The sequence below is a fragment of the Lentzea sp. NPDC055074 genome, assembly GCF_053608005.1.
The window spans coordinates 98,801-112,475 of sequence record NZ_JBSGUQ010000004.1 but is presented as its reverse complement, the minus strand read 5'-3'; the positions used below and the strand labels follow the sequence as shown (position 1 = coordinate 112,475).

Here is a 13,675-nt window from a genome sequence, read left to right as displayed (position 1 = left end):
CTCCAAAGTAGTCAACCAAGTTGTCTAACCTTAGAATAAGGTCAACCAGGTTGTCTACCTGAATGGGAACGCGCAGATGGAACCGGTGCCGATGCTGCTGGCGATGACGTACCGCGCCCTGGGCGACCAGTTCCACGACCGGCTCGGCCAGATCGGCCTCGAACCGCTACGCCCGGCCCACGGCTACGTCTTCCGCTTCCTCAAGGAGAGGCGCGCGACGACCGTCGACATCGGACAGCACCTCGGCGTCACGAAGCAGGCGGCCGCGAAGATCGTCGCCGAGCTGGACGAGTGGGGGTACGTGCTCAGGGAGCCGCACCCGACGGACAAGCGCGCGCAGTACGTCACGCTGACCACGAAGGGCCGCGACTACCTGAAGTTCGCGGACAACCTGTGGGCGGACCTCGAGGGCGAGATGGCCCAGGCGATCGGCGAGGACACCCTGGCCACGATCAAGACCGGCCTCGCCGCGTACCTGCGGCACGTCCACGGCGAGGACCAGCCAGGGCTCCGTCCGGTCTGGTAGCTAGAAGACCTGCGTCAGGGCGATCACGCCGAACACCGCGAAGACCACCCCGGCCACCCGCTGGATCCAGTGCGTCGGCAACCGCCCGGCGAGCTTGCGTCCCACGAGGACGGCCAGCCCGGCCACGGCCACGAGCGCCAGCCAGGCGCCGAGACCGACGGCCAGCGGCGCGCCGTAGCGGGCGGTGATGCCGGCGGTCGCGAGCTGCGAGGCGTCGCCCCACTCGGCCGCGAACAGCACGCCGAACGAGGTCAGGGCCGCGCGCCAGAACGGCACGGCGGCGCTCGTCGCGGACTCGTCGGCCGAGTCCTCGTCCCGCGAGAAGCCCTCGCGCAGCAGCATGAACGCGCCCACGCCGAACAGCCCGGCCACGACACCGGCCACCACGCGGTCGGGGAGCAGGGTGATCGCCGAGCCGAACGCGGCGGCGACGACGCTCTGCACGGCGAAGGCCGCGACGACGCCGACGAACACCGGCCACGCGCGATAACGCGTGGTCAGGACCAGGGTGGCGACCATGGTCTTGTCCGGGAGCTCGACGAGGAACACCACCGCGAAGGCGGTGATGAACGCGAGCAATGATGTGGCCACGAGGTCCTCCACGTCCGACTACGATCCCGGACGGAGGCGCAACAGACCCCGACCGGGCATGCTGCAACCCGGCCGGAGGTCTCGTTCGCCCGATCAGATCGGGTGTGGGACCGGATCCACTCGAAGGCGGATCAGTATGTCGATCTCCACGCCACCGGTCGACTGCTCCGGTGGGAACTACTCCCCTCTGGCGCACACATCGTAACCGACGCATGTCACCCACAAGGCGTGACTTCGCGCACGGGACCTTGGTCCCGAGTGTGGACGGGACCGTCGTACCTGATGAATCCCATGATCCACACCTACGCTCGGAGCCGTGGAAGTACTCGAACTCGCGCGGTGGCAGTTCGGCATCACCACCGTCTACCACTTTCTGATGGTGCCGCTGACGATCGGCCTTTCCCTGCTGGTGGCAGGGATGCAGACCGCGTGGGTGCGCACGGGCAACGAGCGCTACTACAAGATGACGAAGTTCTGGGGGAAGCTCCTCCTGATCAACTTCGCCATGGGTGTCGTGACGGGCATCGTGCAGGAGTTCCAGTTCGGCATGGCCTGGAGCGCCTACTCGCGGTTCGTCGGTGACGTGTTCGGCGCGCCGCTCGCGATGGAGGCGCTCGTCGCCTTCTTCGTCGAGTCGACGTTCCTCGGGCTGTGGATCTTCGGCTGGGACAAGCTGCCGAAGAAGGTCCACCTGGCGTGCGCCTGGGCGTTCAGCCTCGCGACCATGGCCAGCGCGTACTTCATCCTCGCCGCCAACTCGTGGATGCAGCACCCGGTCGGCATCGAGATGCACGAGGGCCGTCCGCGCCTCACCTCGATCTGGGCAGTGCTGACGAACAACACGACGCTCGCCGCCTTCCCGCACACCATCGCGGGCGCGTTCGCGGTGTCGGCCGCCTTCCTCGTGGGCATCGCCGCCTGGCACCTCCACCGCAAGTCGGAGGAGGAGAAGGTCTGGCGCAGCTCGCTCAAGCTCGGCACGTGGGTCGGCGTGGTCGCGTTCAGCGTCCTGGCGATCACCGGTGACCTGCAGGGCAAGCTGATGTTCGAACAGCAGCCGATGAAGATGGCCGCCGCGGAAGCGTTGTGCCACACCGAACAGCCCGCGAGCTTCAGCATCTTCGCGATCGGCGACGTCACCAGGCCCGACTGCGAGAACGTCAAGAGCATCACGGTGCCCGCACTGCTGAGCTTCTTGGCGCACAACGACTTCAGCAGCGAGGTCAAGGGAATCCAGGACCTCGTCCCGATGTACCAGGAGAAGTACGGCGAGTTCTACCCCGTCGACGAACGGCTCGGTGAGCTCAGCGGCAAGCCGATCGACTACGTGCCCGCGCTTCCCGTGACGTACTGGGGTTTCCGGTTGATGATCGGGTTCGGCGGCATCTCGGCCGGACTGGGCGTCCTCATGCTCTGGTTGACCCGCAAGAACCGGACGCCCACCGGCTGGTGGTTCCCGGCACTCGGTCTCGCCGGCATCGCGACTCCCTTCCTGGCCAACAGCGCGGGCTGGATCTTCACCGAGATGGGGCGGCAGCCGTTCGTCGTGGTGCCGAACCCGAGCGGGGTCGACGGGGTGTGGATGTTCACCGCGCAGGCGGTCAGCCAGTCCACGGCCGGCGAGATCCTGACCTCGCTCATCGCGCTCACCGCGGTCTACACCGTGCTCGCGGTCGTGGAGATCTACCTGATCCGCAAGTACGTCCGAAGCGGGATTCCCGGTGTGCTGCCGCAGAAGACCGACGACGGCGCCCTGGCGTTCGCGTACTAGGGGAGAGGCGACGTGGAAACGCTCTGGTTCGTGCTGATCGCCGTGCTGTGGCTCGGCTACCTGTTCCTCGAAGGATTCGACTTCGGCGTCGGCATGCTGCTTCCCGTGCTGGGACGCGACAACCGCGAACGCCGAGTCATGATCAACACCATCGGGCCGGTCTGGGACGGCAACGAGGTGTGGCTCATCACCGCGATCGGTGCCACGTTCGCGGCCTTCCCCGGCTGGTATGCGGCGCTTCTGAGCGCCGCGTACCTGCCGCTCACGTTGTTCCTCATCGCGTTGATCGGCCGCGGTGTCGCGTTCGACTACCGCGGCAAGGTCGACAACCCGCGCTGGCGAAAGGCCTGGGACGCAACGATCGTGGTGGGCTCGTGGGTCGCCACGCTCAGCGTCGGCCTGCTGATCTCGACGACGGTGCTGGGCCTGCCGATCGACGCGAACGGTGACCGCGTCGGCGGTCCGTTCGCGGCGATCAGGCTCGACACAGTGGTGGGGGCGCTCGCTTTCGCGGGATACGCGTTGGTGCACGGCGCGGTGTTCACGGCACTGAAGACCGAGGGTGAGATCCGCGAACGAGCTCGCCGGGTCGCGTTGCTCCTCGCGCCCGTCGCACTTCTGCCGCTCGTTGCACTGCTCGTGATCACCGCGGGCTTCTGGGCCGTCGTGGTCGTGGCGATCCTCGGCCTCGCGATGTGGAGGCTGGCCGTGGACCGCGACGGACAGTCGTTCGCGTTGATGGGACTGGCGATCGCGGCGACCGTCGTGGTGCTGTTCGGCACGCTGTACCCGAACGTCCTGCCGTCGACGCTGAACGACGCGTGGTCGCTCACGGTCGCCAACACGGCGTCGAGCCCGTACACGCTGAAGGTCATGACGTGGGTCGCCGCCTTCGGCACGCCCGCCGTGCTCGTCTACCAGGGCTGGACGTACTGGGTGTTCCGCAAGCGCATCGGCGTCCAGCACATCCCGGCTGCGCACTGATGAAACGAGGCCCGCTGGGAGCTCTGCCCCAGCTCTCCAGGAACGCCCGGCGCGCCCTCGTCGGGGTGGGCGCGCTGGCGTTCCTCAACGCCTTGGCGCTCGTCGCTCAGGCCGTCGCGCTGGCATCGGTGATCACGACTCGCGAGGGTCTGCCGCTGCTGGCCGTGGCGATCCTGGCCCGCGCGGCCCTGTCGTGGGCGACGGAGAGCGCCGCCGCCCGTGCCGCCGCCGGCGCGAAGGAGGAGCTGCGGACCCAGCTGCTGGCCAAGTCGTTCGAACGCGGTCCCGGCTGGATCGCGGAACGCGGCACGGCGGAGCTGTCGGTGCTCGCTACCAAGGGCCTCGACGCGCTCGACGCCTACTTCACCCGCTACCTCCCCGCGCTGGTCACGGCCGTGATCGTGCCGCCGCTCGCCGGGGCGTGGATCCTCTTCACCGACTGGCCGTCGGCCGTGCTGATCGCGGTCACCGTGCCGCTGATCCCGGTCTTCGCCGCGCTGATCGGCTGGTACACCGAGAAGCGCGTCCGCAACGCCGCAGACGTCACGGAGCTGCTCTCGGCCCAGCTCATGGAACTCCTGCGCGCCCTGCCGGTGCTCACGGTCTTCGGTCGCGCCGAGCAGCAGGCCGGTGCGGTCGAGCAGATCGGCGAGCAGCACCGCAAGGCCACGATGGGCACGCTCCGGATCGCGTTCCTGTCGGCGCTGGTGCTGGAGATCGCGGCGTCGCTGAGCGTGGCGCTGATCGCCGTCGGCATCGGCATCCGGCTCGTGCACGGCGACATGACGCTGATGACCGCGCTGGTCGTGCTGATCCTGGCGCCCGAGTGCTACCTGCCGCTGCGCGCGGCCGGTGCCGCCCACCACGCCAGCGAGGACGGCCTCGAAGCGGTCCGGCGGGTGGCCGAGGTCGTCGACCACGAGGACAGCTCGCGCCCGCGCCTGCCCGCCGGTTGTAAGGATGTTGACAATCGACATGTCAACAACGTGCAGGTCGACAACCTGCGGGTCCTGCGGCGCGGCGGGTTCGCGCCCGACGGCCTGAGCTTCACCGTGAGGCCGGGGGAGATCTATCGACTCGAAGGCGCGAGCGGTGCCGGGAAGTCGACGACGTTCGGGGTTCTGCTGGGCTTCGTGGAACCGACGGACGGCACCGCGTTCGTGGCCGGCGACATCGCGTACGTGCCGCAGAGGCCCGCGTTCGCGGCCGCCACGCCCCGTGCCGAGCTGGAGCTGACGGTTCCGGGGGCAGACGACATCGAGCAGGTCGCGGACGAGGTCGTGGCCACTCATCTGCTCGACCGTCGCATCACGGACCTCTCGACCGGTGAACGCCAACGCGTCGCAGTCGCGCGCGCCCTGCTGAGGGTGCGTCACGGCGCGACGGTGCTCCTGCTCGACGAACCGACCGCTCACCTCGACCCGGTGACAAGTCGCAAAGTCGACAAAGCGATCAAGCGAGCCAGCGCCACGGCAGCCGTCGTCCTCGCCTCGCACCGCGAGAAGGAGGCGACCGACGACGAGACGTTCGTCAAGGTCGTCACCGAGGAGACGGCCCAGGAACGGCCGAAGCGCCTGCCGGTCCCGTGGAAGGGCGCCGGGCTGGGCGTTCTCGCGGTGGTCGCGGGTATCGCGCTGACCGCGCTCGCCGCCCACCTGATCGCGCGCGCCGCCGAGATGCCGCCGATCCTGACGCTGTCGGTGCTGACCGTGGGCGTGCGGACGTTCGCGTTGAGCAAGGGCGTGCTGCGGTACGTCGAGCGGCTGGTCACGCACGACGAGACGTTCCGTCTCGCGAACAAGCTTCGTGCCGAGCTGTGGCTCAGGCTCGTGCGGACTCAACGGCGTGATGGGCTGCAACGGCTCGTGGAGGACACCGACACCGTTCGCGACCTCGTGCCGCGAGTGCTCTTGCCGCCGGTCGTGGCCATTGGCGCCGGTATCGCGACCACGATCCTGTTCGCGCTCATCGACCCGGCCGCCGCGCTCACGTTGGGCGGTCTGCTGCTCGCCGCCGGACTCGCGGCACCCGCGATCGCCGTCTGGACCGAGCGGCGGGCCAGCACGAAGCTCGCCAGGGGGCGTCGCAAGGTCGCTCGCGACACGATCAACGCGCTCTCGGCCGCACCGGACCTCATCGCGCACGACGCCCACCACCGTCTGCTGGACCGCCTGCACGCCGAGGACGTGGAACTCGCCGCCCAGACCCGCCGGCAAGCGTTCGGCACGGGCGCGGCCACGGCGATCGTGCTGCTCGCGACGGGTGCGGCGGCACTGGTCTGCGCCACGACCGGCAACCCGGTGCTGGGCCTGGTGCCGCTCGCGCTCGCCGAGCCGCTGTCCGCGCTGCCGCTCGCCGCCCAGCAGCGCAGGGCGTTGCGCGAGGCGAGCGCACGGCTCCAGTTCGACGCGCCGGAACGACCCGAACGTCCGCGGGGCAAGCGGATCCGGCTGGAGAACGTCGACGTCCGCTGGCCCGGCGCGACCGAGCCCACGCTCCAGGACCTGCACCTCAACGTCGAGCCCGGCACGCACGTCGCGATCGTGGGACCGTCGGGCAGCGGCAAGTCGACGCTGTTCGCGCTGCTCCTGGGCTTCCTGCAGCCGGAACGCGGCATCGTCGAACTGCCGCGCGCCACCTGGTGCCCGCAGGAACCGATGCTCGTCAGCACGACCGTGAGGGAGAACCTGCGGATGTCGGGTCAGCACGACGACGAGGCGCTCCGCGAGGCCCTGCGCAAGGCCTGCCTGGAGGACTGGACCGACCGGCTCGACACGGTCATCAGGCCCGACCAGGTGTCGGGCGGCGAGGCGCAACGGCTGGCGCTGGCACGGGCGTTGCTGCACGACGCCGACGTGGTGCTGCTCGACGAGCCCACCGCGCACCTCGACGAACCGACCGCGCGTCGGCTCCTGGAGCAGCTCAGGCAGGACGGCAGGACCGTCCTGCACATCACGCACCGCCCGGACGAGGCGGCGAGGGCGGACCTGGTGCTGGACCTCGGCACCCCCGCATACCGTTGAGGACCATGGACCCCTCTCTGGCGCGGCGCGTGCTCGTCGCGTCCACCGAGATCACGTCGGCGGCGCTGGAAGACCCGGAGAACGTGCTGCGGCTCGTCGTGGAGGCGGCCGCGGAGATCGCGGACGCCGACCTGGGCCTCGCCATGCTCGCCACCGAGGACGACGACGGCACGCTGACCGTCGAGGCTTCGAGCGGTGAGCCGATCGTCGCGACGCTGAGCCCGCGCAGTGCCGCCGCCAAGGCCGCGCGCACGGGCGTCCCGGTGATGGCCGACGACGTCACGAACGACCCGCGCACCGCCCCGTACGTGCCGCACTCGTTGCGCGTCTACGGACCGTTCGCGGTGGCGCCGTTCGGCACCTCGGACCGCAAGATCGGCGCCCTGGCGGTGTACCGGCGCAGGGACAAGGCGGCGTTCACGCAGGAGACGGTGGACGTGCTGACGGCGTTCGCGGCGCAGGCGGGTCTCGCGGTCGTGCTGGCCGAGGGCTTCACGGCCCGGCAGCGCGTCGCGGTCTACGAGGAGCGCGAACGGATCGCCCGCGACCTGCACGACGTGATCATCCAACGGCTCTACGGCGCAGGGGTGCAGCTCAGCCTGCTCGAACGCCGTCTGGGCAAGAAGCTCGACAGCACGGACCGCGCGCGGATCAACGAGGCCGTCGACCTGGTCGACGAGACGATCGCCGAGGTGCGCGGGACCGTCCGCAAGCTGCGCAACACCGACCCGGCCGAGGGCGCCGACCTGCACGACTCGATCAAGGCCGAGGTCCGCACGGCCGGTGAGCTGCTCGGCTTCTCACCGCGCCTGCACGTGGCCGGCGACCTGACGAACGTGCCGCGACGGCACGCCGACGACGCGCGGGCGGCGTTGCGCGAGGCCCTGTCGAACGTCGTGCGGCACTCGGGCGCGACGCACGTCCAGATCGACGTACGGCGCGATGAGAAGCATCTGCTGCTGCGTGTCGCGGACAACGGGTGCGGCATCCCGTCCGGCGTGACTCAGCGCGGGCTGCGGCACCTCGCCGAACGGGCGACGTCCGCGAGCGGTGATTTCCGCGTGGTGAGTTCTCCGAACGGGACGACGCTCACCTGGTCCGTCCCCGTTTAGCCACCCAGGCGGCGGCTTGCGTTCGCCGTTCCATGCCGAGTTTGGACAGAACGGACGTCACGTAGTTCTTGACCGTCTTCTCCGCGAGGAAGAGCCGTTCACCGATTTGGCGGTTCGTGAGGCCCTCACCGATGAGTTCGAGCACTCGCTGTTCCTGGTCGGTGAGGCCGACCGGGGCAGGATTGCGCATCCGTTCGAGTACCCGGCTTGTGGTCGCGGGGTCCAGAAGGGACCGTCCAGCCGCGACCTCGCGCACGGCCGTGACGACGTCCTGGCCGCGCACCTGCTTGAGCAGATAGCCCGACGCTCCAGCCATGATCGCGCCGACGAGTGCCTCCTCGTCGTCGAACGCGGTCAGCACGAGGCAACGAATGCCAAGGTCCCTCAAGGACCGGCACAGGTCGACCCCGCTGCCGTCCGGGAGCTGGACGTCGACGACCGCCACGTCAGGTGGGGTCTTCTGAGCCCGTGTCACCGCCTCGTCGACGGACCCGGCCTCGGCTATGACCGAGATGTCCGCCTCGTCGTCGAGCATCTCGCGCAGTCCTCTGCGCACTACTTCGTGATCGTCAACCAACAAAACGCGCACTGGCACGAATCCACCGTACGTCGAATGGCTGTTCCTGAGCGTGACTCAAATTGGCACAGTTCTTGTCATGGCAGAAGGCTCGGTACGACCGGTCGAGGAAGCAGATCGCATAGTTGTCGCCCGACTGGTTCTCGAGCTATGGGGAGCGCACACCGCCGTCGCGCACGGCGAGGTGTTCTTCCCGGCGAGTCTGCCGGGCTTCCTCGTGGAGAAGCAGGGTCACGTGCTGGGTCTGCTGACCTACGCGGTGGCGAACCACCAGTTGGAGATCGTGACGATCGACGCGCTGCGAAGGGGCCGCGGCGTCGGCACCGCGCTGGTCGACGCCGCGGTGCGCCAGGCGCGCACGCTCGGGTGCAACCGGGTGCGCCTGACGACCACGAACGACAACCTCGACGCGATCCGCTTCTACCAGCGGCGCGGCTTCAAGCTCACGGCCCTGAGGCCGGACGCGGTGCGCGAGGCCCGCAAGCTCAAGCCCGAGATCCCCGCGGTCGGGGAGTTCGGCATCCCCATCACAGATGAGGTCGACCTCGAACGATGGGTCGCGCCACGGCAGTAGTCCACAAGTGTCCACAGCTCTGTCCACAGGGTTGTGCACAAGTCATGTGGACAACTCCCGTCACACGTGCAGCGGGTTGAACGCCTCGTCCCACGCCGCGGCGACCTGATGGGCGCACGTGGACGGTGCGACGCCTCCCACCCCGGTGCCGAGTCCTGGCATCGCGATGGTGCGGACGGCGTCGCGCACCGGCGTGCCGTCCTCCAGGCGCCCGGTGAGCCAGAGCATCAGCACGGCCCGTGCGGCGAGGTAGGGGTGGACGGTGTCGACCGGCAGCCGTTCGCCGGGCCGGCGCATCGTCGGGGCGCTGATGAGCCACGCCGGTTCGGTCTCGCCGGTCGCCACGATCTGCGCCTCGCCCACCGGGAGCTCACCGCCGTGCAGCGCGAGGACCGCGCTGCGGACGTTGTTCTCGACCAACGGGAACGCCGTGGCGTAGACGGCGTCGATGCCGCCGCGCATCCAGCCCTGCGAGTTCGCCGGGCTGACGACGGCCTGCGCGTGGATGTCCAGAACGGACCCGCGATGCATCCGCACCCCGGTGCGTCCGTCCGCGACGGCCAGCCAGGCGTTCGCCATCGGTTCGTCGACCGCGCACAACACGAGTTCAGGCGCTAGAACGGGCACGCCCCAAGCATTCCAGTTCGAACGGTCCTGACGGAACCCAGGTTTGGCGCCGGACACAGGCGTGATTTCCGCCTCTGATCGCCGCACTACGCTGACCTGATGCCGCGCATTGCGTACTTCGGACCACAGGGCACCTTCACCGAGCAGGCAGCCATGCGGTTCGAGGGTGAACTGGTCCCGGTCGAGACGATCCCGCTCGCGTTCGCCGCCGTGCGCCAGGGGACGGCCGAGTTCGCATGCGTGCCGATCGAGAACTCCGTCGAGGGAGCCGTGCCCGCGACCCTCGACGCCCTCGTGCGCGACGAGCCGGTCGTCGCCGTGGCCGAGACCGTGCTCGACGTCCGGTTCAGCGTCCTGGTCCGGCCCGGCACGACCGAGATCAGGACCATCGCCTCGCACCCGCACGCGCTGGCCCAGGTCCGCGAGTGGATCGCCGCGGAACTGCCGGGCGTCACGTCGATCGCCACCTCGTCCACCGCCGCGGCCGCCGCCGAGGTGGAACGCGGCGAGTTCGACGCCGCCGTGACCGCTCCTGTGGCCGTGCACCACTACAAGCTCGACGAGTACGCCACGGACGTCCTGGACGTTCCCGACGCGCGCACGAGGTTCCTGCTGCTGCGCCGTCCGGGTCAGCTGCCTGAGCCGACCGGCGCAGACCGCACGAGCGTCGTCGTGACCACCCCGAACCGCGTCGGCGTGCTGTCCGAGCTGCTCACGGAGCTGGCGTTGCGTGGCATCAATCTCACCGGCCTCGAATCGCGACCCCAGAAGGGCAAACTGGGGACGTACCGCTTCTACATCGACGTCGAGGGGCACATCGCAGAGCCGAGGATCGGTGACGCGCTGGCCGCGCTGCACCGACACTCGCGCGAGATCCGGTTCCTCGGGTCCTTCCCGAAGGCCGACCACGAGCCCGTCGAGGCTCACAACGCCGAGTTCGCCGCAGCCGCCTCCTGGGTCGATGCTGTCAGAAAGGGCGAGCGCGGGTGAGGCTCCTGCTGGTCAGGCACGGCGAGACGGCGTCGAACATCGAACGCAAGCTGGACACGGCCATGCCGGGCCCTCCGCTCACCGAGCTGGGCCACAAGCAGGCCCGCGAACTGGCCGACGTCCTCGCGGGCGAGGACATCGTCGCCGTCCACGCGAGCATCGGCCTGCGCGCGCAGCAGACCGCGGCCCCGACCGCCGAACGCTTCGGCCTGCCCGTCCAGATCCTGCAGGGCATCGAGGAGATCCAGGTCGGCTCGCTCGAGGGCCGCAACGACACCGAGGCGTACAAGACCTACCTCGAGACCGTGATCCGCTGGGCCGAGGGGGAGCTGGACGTCCCGTTCCCCGGCGGCGGTGAGACCGGGCAGCAGGTGCTGGACCGGTTCCTCGGCGCGATCTCGACCATCCGGCGCGAAGGCACCGTCATGGTCGTGACGCACGGTGGCGCGGGGCGGATGGGCGCGCTGGCGCTCGCGTCGAACGTGCCGGTGGAGCTGGCGGAGAACCTGCTGCCGAACACCGGGGTCGTGGTGCTGGAGTCCGAGGGCGACGGCTGGGTGTGCCGGTCCTGGGCGGGCGTGGAGATCTGACCGGCACCCGACTCGATCGCGACCTCGTCGGATCCGCTCGGGAAACCTGAAGATCCTCCCCCGCACGGGGGAGGCAGGCTAGCCCCAGCCCAGCTCGTGCAGCCGTGCGTCGTCCACCCCGAAGTGGTGCGCGATCTCGTGCACCACGGTGATGATGACCTCCTCCACCACGTCCTCCTCGGTGTGGCAGATGTCGAGGATCGCCTCGCGGTAGATGAAGATGTGGTCGGGCAGCGAGCCCCCGTAGTCGGAGCTGCGCTCGGTCAGCGCGATGCCCTGGTAGAGCCCGAGCAGGGACGGCTCGTCGGGGTTGCGGTCCTCGACCAGCACCACGACGTTGTTCATCGCGTGCATGAAGTCCGGCGGGACCAGGTCGAGCGCCTCTTCGACCAGCTCGTCGAAACGAGCCCTGGTCATCTCGACGGTCATCGGTTCTCGGTGGTCGTGGTGGGTGCGCTGGACGACGGCTTGTCGGGCTTGTCGGACTCCGAGGGCTTGCCGGACTCCGACGGCGGCTTGCCCGACTCGGAGTGCAGCGGGGCGCCCGTCGGTTCGTCCTGGGCCCTGACCGAGGTGGTCTGAGGCGGGTTCGCGGTGGTCAGCGGCGCGCCGTTCGGGTTGCGGACCGAGCCCTCCCACGCCACCAGGTTGTTGCCCTGGGGGACGGCGCCGATCTTGCAGTTGGCCTTGCGGGAGCCGACGGCCCAGCTCTCCTCGGCGCGCGTGTCCCACGTGACCAGCAGGTTCTTGGCCTTCAGGTCGGCGCCGCCGGTGTACTCGGCGGCGATGGCCGCGCACTTCTCCGACATCACCTTGTCCTGCGCCTCCAGCGCCACGAACGGGCCCTCGGCGTGTTGCACGACGCCGACGATCTCGAACGCGTGCGGCTTCGCGCACTCGATCGGGTCACCCACCGTGTTGTTCTCGGCCAGCGCGACGCAGACGCCCGGGTCGTAGACGGCGGACTGGTCCTGGGTCTTCGCGCTGCCGAACGACGGCAGCGGCGCGCCGGACGGAGCCGTGACCTGCAGACCGCACCTGAGCTGCCGGTAGCCGCTCGACCAGCGGTTCTGGTCCGGGTTCAGGGTGCCGACGCCGTACTTGCCCTTGGGGTCGAGCTTGCCCGCCATGTAGGTGGTCGAGGCCTGCGCGCAGTTCTCCTGGGCGATCTTCTCCCAGGCCTCGGCGTTCGGGAACGGCGCTTCCTTCGGGTACGCGCCCGTGATGTCGGCCGTTCCGGTGACCTCGAACTTGTGCGCGGCGGTGCAGTCGACCTTCTGAGCGTCGGAGAGGTCGGGTTTCTCCCAGTTGAGGCATTCGCCCGCGACAGCCTGGTACGCGGCGTTGACGAGCTCCCGCTTCGTGCTGAGCGGGCCTCCTGCCAGCACAGACGTGAACGCGGACAACATCAACAGGCCGAAAGCGCCCACGAAAGCGCCGGCCATCACAAGCCGCGTGTCGCGGATGTGACCGGATCGACTCAACCAACCGGCGCTCGGAGACATCTCATCCATGATGCCCGTGCCGTGTGAGGCGGCTGTGCGCCGGGTTGGGGTTGAGTGTTGCTATTAGGACACTCGTCCCTGAATTGGCCATGTTTCAGCTGTCTCGCTAGGTACCTTGCCCGCGGGAGTGGTGATGACTGACAACAACCTGCCAGGACCTGGCCAGCCGACGCCCCAGCCTGGGCCGCCGTCGGGACAGCCCGGCCAGCCGCAACAGCCCGGCCAGCAGCCGCCGGCGTACCAGCCTGCGCCGCAGCAGTCCGGCCCGAACCAGCCCCCTGCCAAGGGCAAGGTGCGCCAGCAACAGGCAGGCGTGACCAAACCGCGCCAGGCCACGGTCGCCGAGCAACGCGCTCGTGCCGCCGCGCTGAAGGCGCAGCAGGAGCGGTTCGCCGCCGAGTCCGCCGCGTTCGAGAAGAAGCGCAAGACGCGCAAGCGCCTGCTCATCGGCGGTGGCGTCACCGTCGGCGTGATCGCGCTGGTCGCGATCTGGTACGCGGCCGCCAGCCCGAAGAACGTCACCGCGCAGTGCACCGACTCGAACAACGTGATCGTCGACGACGACTACTGCGACGAGTCGTACTACCGCAGTCACGGTGGGTACACGAGCGGTGGCTTCATCTACATCGGTGGCACCTCGTACCGCTACAACTACGGCGGCACGGGCTCGGTCGGCCAGAAGGCGGTCGGTGGCAGCTACACCGTCCCGAAGGGCGCGAACGTCACGACGAAGTCGGGCACGTCGGTCCAGCGCGGCGGCTTCGGCGTCAGCAGCGGCTCCTCCAGCAGCGGAGGCTGAGCACAC

The 13,675-nt window shown here is 69.3% G+C and carries 14 protein-coding genes; 9 read left to right on the top strand and 5 right to left on the bottom strand.

Annotated features, from left to right (window positions below; translation table 11 throughout):
* Positions 1 to 76: 76 nt before the first annotated feature.
* On the top strand, positions 77 to 526 hold the full coding sequence (locus tag ACWF7A_RS10910; RefSeq protein ID WP_452250263.1) for a MarR family winged helix-turn-helix transcriptional regulator: 450 nt from the start codon (positions 77 to 79) through the stop codon (positions 524 to 526).
* Here the strand turns inward: ACWF7A_RS10910 and ACWF7A_RS10905 are convergent, their stop codons facing one another.
* Positions 527 to 1,117: a TMEM165/GDT1 family protein gene (locus ACWF7A_RS10905; protein WP_452250262.1), complete on the bottom strand. Its 591-nt coding sequence runs from the start codon at positions 1,115 to 1,117 to the stop codon at positions 527 to 529.
* A 316-nt stretch (positions 1,118 to 1,433) separates the two neighbouring features.
* Here ACWF7A_RS10905 and ACWF7A_RS10900 point away from each other — a divergent pair, with 316 nt between their 5' ends.
* From ACWF7A_RS10900 to ACWF7A_RS10885, 4 genes are read left to right on the top strand one after another with little or no spacing between them, the layout of a single operon-like run.
* Positions 1,434 to 2,888 carry a cytochrome ubiquinol oxidase subunit I gene (locus ACWF7A_RS10900; RefSeq protein WP_452250261.1) on the top strand — a complete coding sequence of 485 codons (1,455 nt, stop codon included), beginning with the start codon at positions 1,434 to 1,436 and terminating at the stop codon, positions 2,886 to 2,888.
* A 12-nt stretch (positions 2,889 to 2,900) separates the two neighbouring features.
* Positions 2,901 to 3,872 carry a cytochrome d ubiquinol oxidase subunit II gene (gene cydB / locus ACWF7A_RS10895; RefSeq protein ID WP_452250260.1) on the top strand — a complete coding sequence of 324 codons (972 nt, stop codon included), beginning with the start codon at positions 2,901 to 2,903 and terminating at the stop codon, positions 3,870 to 3,872.
* Positions 3,872 to 6,895 carry a thiol reductant ABC exporter subunit CydD gene (gene cydD / locus ACWF7A_RS10890; RefSeq protein ID WP_452250259.1) on the top strand — a complete coding sequence of 1,008 codons (3,024 nt, stop codon included), beginning with the start codon at positions 3,872 to 3,874 and terminating at the stop codon, positions 6,893 to 6,895. The genes cydB and cydD overlap by 1 nt, the downstream gene beginning before the upstream one ends.
* A 5-nt stretch (positions 6,896 to 6,900) precedes the next feature.
* Positions 6,901 to 8,007 (top strand): GAF domain-containing sensor histidine kinase, encoded by a 1,107-nt coding sequence (locus ACWF7A_RS10885; protein ID WP_452250258.1) that lies wholly within the window; start codon positions 6,901 to 6,903, stop codon positions 8,005 to 8,007.
* On the opposite strand, the gene ACWF7A_RS10880 is transcribed toward ACWF7A_RS10885, so the two are convergent.
* A complete protein-coding gene (locus tag ACWF7A_RS10880; protein ID WP_452250257.1) occupies positions 7,985 to 8,602 on the bottom strand; it encodes a response regulator in 618 nt (205 codons plus the stop codon). The genes ACWF7A_RS10885 and ACWF7A_RS10880 overlap by 23 nt on opposite strands.
* A gap of 61 nt (positions 8,603 to 8,663) precedes the next feature.
* On the opposite strand from ACWF7A_RS10880, the gene ACWF7A_RS10875 reads away from it, so the two are divergent.
* Positions 8,664 to 9,158, top strand: a complete 495-nt coding sequence (locus tag ACWF7A_RS10875) for a GNAT family N-acetyltransferase (protein WP_452250256.1) — start codon at positions 8,664 to 8,666, stop codon at positions 9,156 to 9,158.
* Positions 9,159 to 9,218: 60 nt separating this feature from the next.
* On the opposite strand, the gene ACWF7A_RS10870 is transcribed toward ACWF7A_RS10875, so the two are convergent.
* Complete coding sequence (locus ACWF7A_RS10870) at positions 9,219 to 9,737, bottom strand: macro domain-containing protein (protein WP_452250654.1); 519 nt, start codon at positions 9,735 to 9,737, stop codon at positions 9,219 to 9,221.
* A gap of 147 nt (positions 9,738 to 9,884) precedes the next feature.
* Between ACWF7A_RS10870 and pheA the strand changes: the two genes are divergently transcribed.
* Positions 9,885 to 10,775 (top strand): prephenate dehydratase, encoded by an 891-nt coding sequence (gene pheA, locus ACWF7A_RS10865; protein WP_452250255.1) that lies wholly within the window; start codon positions 9,885 to 9,887, stop codon positions 10,773 to 10,775.
* On the top strand, positions 10,772 to 11,365 hold the full coding sequence (locus tag ACWF7A_RS10860; protein WP_452250254.1) for a histidine phosphatase family protein: 594 nt from the start codon (positions 10,772 to 10,774) through the stop codon (positions 11,363 to 11,365). Before pheA ends, ACWF7A_RS10860 begins: the two co-directional genes overlap by 4 nt.
* 78 nt (positions 11,366 to 11,443) lie before the next feature.
* On the opposite strand, the gene ACWF7A_RS10855 is transcribed toward ACWF7A_RS10860, so the two are convergent.
* Together ACWF7A_RS10855 and ACWF7A_RS10850 are read right to left on the bottom strand one after the other, a co-directional pair.
* Positions 11,444 to 11,794: a metallopeptidase family protein gene (locus ACWF7A_RS10855; protein WP_452250253.1), complete on the bottom strand. Its 351-nt coding sequence runs from the start codon at positions 11,792 to 11,794 to the stop codon at positions 11,444 to 11,446.
* The gene (locus ACWF7A_RS10850) at positions 11,791 to 12,810 is read right to left on the bottom strand and encodes a septum formation family protein (protein WP_452250252.1); all 1,020 of its coding nucleotides are present in this window, start codon (positions 12,808 to 12,810) and stop codon (positions 11,791 to 11,793) included. Before ACWF7A_RS10850 ends, ACWF7A_RS10855 begins: the two co-directional genes overlap by 4 nt.
* A gap of 193 nt (positions 12,811 to 13,003) precedes the next feature.
* On the opposite strand from ACWF7A_RS10850, the gene ACWF7A_RS10845 reads away from it, so the two are divergent.
* A complete protein-coding gene (locus ACWF7A_RS10845) occupies positions 13,004 to 13,669 on the top strand; it encodes a hypothetical protein (protein WP_452250251.1) in 666 nt (221 codons plus the stop codon).
* Positions 13,670 to 13,675: the final 6 nt, after the last annotated feature.

Excerpts from the sequence above, each read along its gene's own strand:
- pheA (WP_452250255.1), top strand. The coding sequence starts at position 9,885 with ATGCCGCGCATTGCGTACTTCGGACCACAGGGCACCTTCACCGAGCAG.
- ACWF7A_RS10855 (WP_452250253.1), bottom strand. The coding sequence starts at position 11,794 with ATGACCGTCGAGATGACCAGGGCTCGTTTCGACGAGCTGGTCGAAGAG.
- ACWF7A_RS10875 (WP_452250256.1), top strand. The coding sequence starts at position 8,664 with ATGGCAGAAGGCTCGGTACGACCGGTCGAGGAAGCAGATCGCATAGTT.
- ACWF7A_RS10885 (WP_452250258.1), top strand. The coding sequence starts at position 6,901 with ATGGACCCCTCTCTGGCGCGGCGCGTGCTCGTCGCGTCCACCGAGATC.
- ACWF7A_RS10910 (WP_452250263.1), top strand. The coding sequence starts at position 77 with ATGGAACCGGTGCCGATGCTGCTGGCGATGACGTACCGCGCCCTGGGC.
- ACWF7A_RS10870 (WP_452250654.1), bottom strand. The coding sequence starts at position 9,737 with ATGGCGAACGCCTGGCTGGCCGTCGCGGACGGACGCACCGGGGTGCGG.
- ACWF7A_RS10850 (WP_452250252.1), bottom strand. The coding sequence starts at position 12,810 with ATGGCCGGCGCTTTCGTGGGCGCTTTCGGCCTGTTGATGTTGTCCGCG.
- ACWF7A_RS10845 (WP_452250251.1), top strand. The coding sequence starts at position 13,004 with ATGACTGACAACAACCTGCCAGGACCTGGCCAGCCGACGCCCCAGCCT.
- cydD (WP_452250259.1), top strand. The coding sequence starts at position 3,872 with ATGAAACGAGGCCCGCTGGGAGCTCTGCCCCAGCTCTCCAGGAACGCC.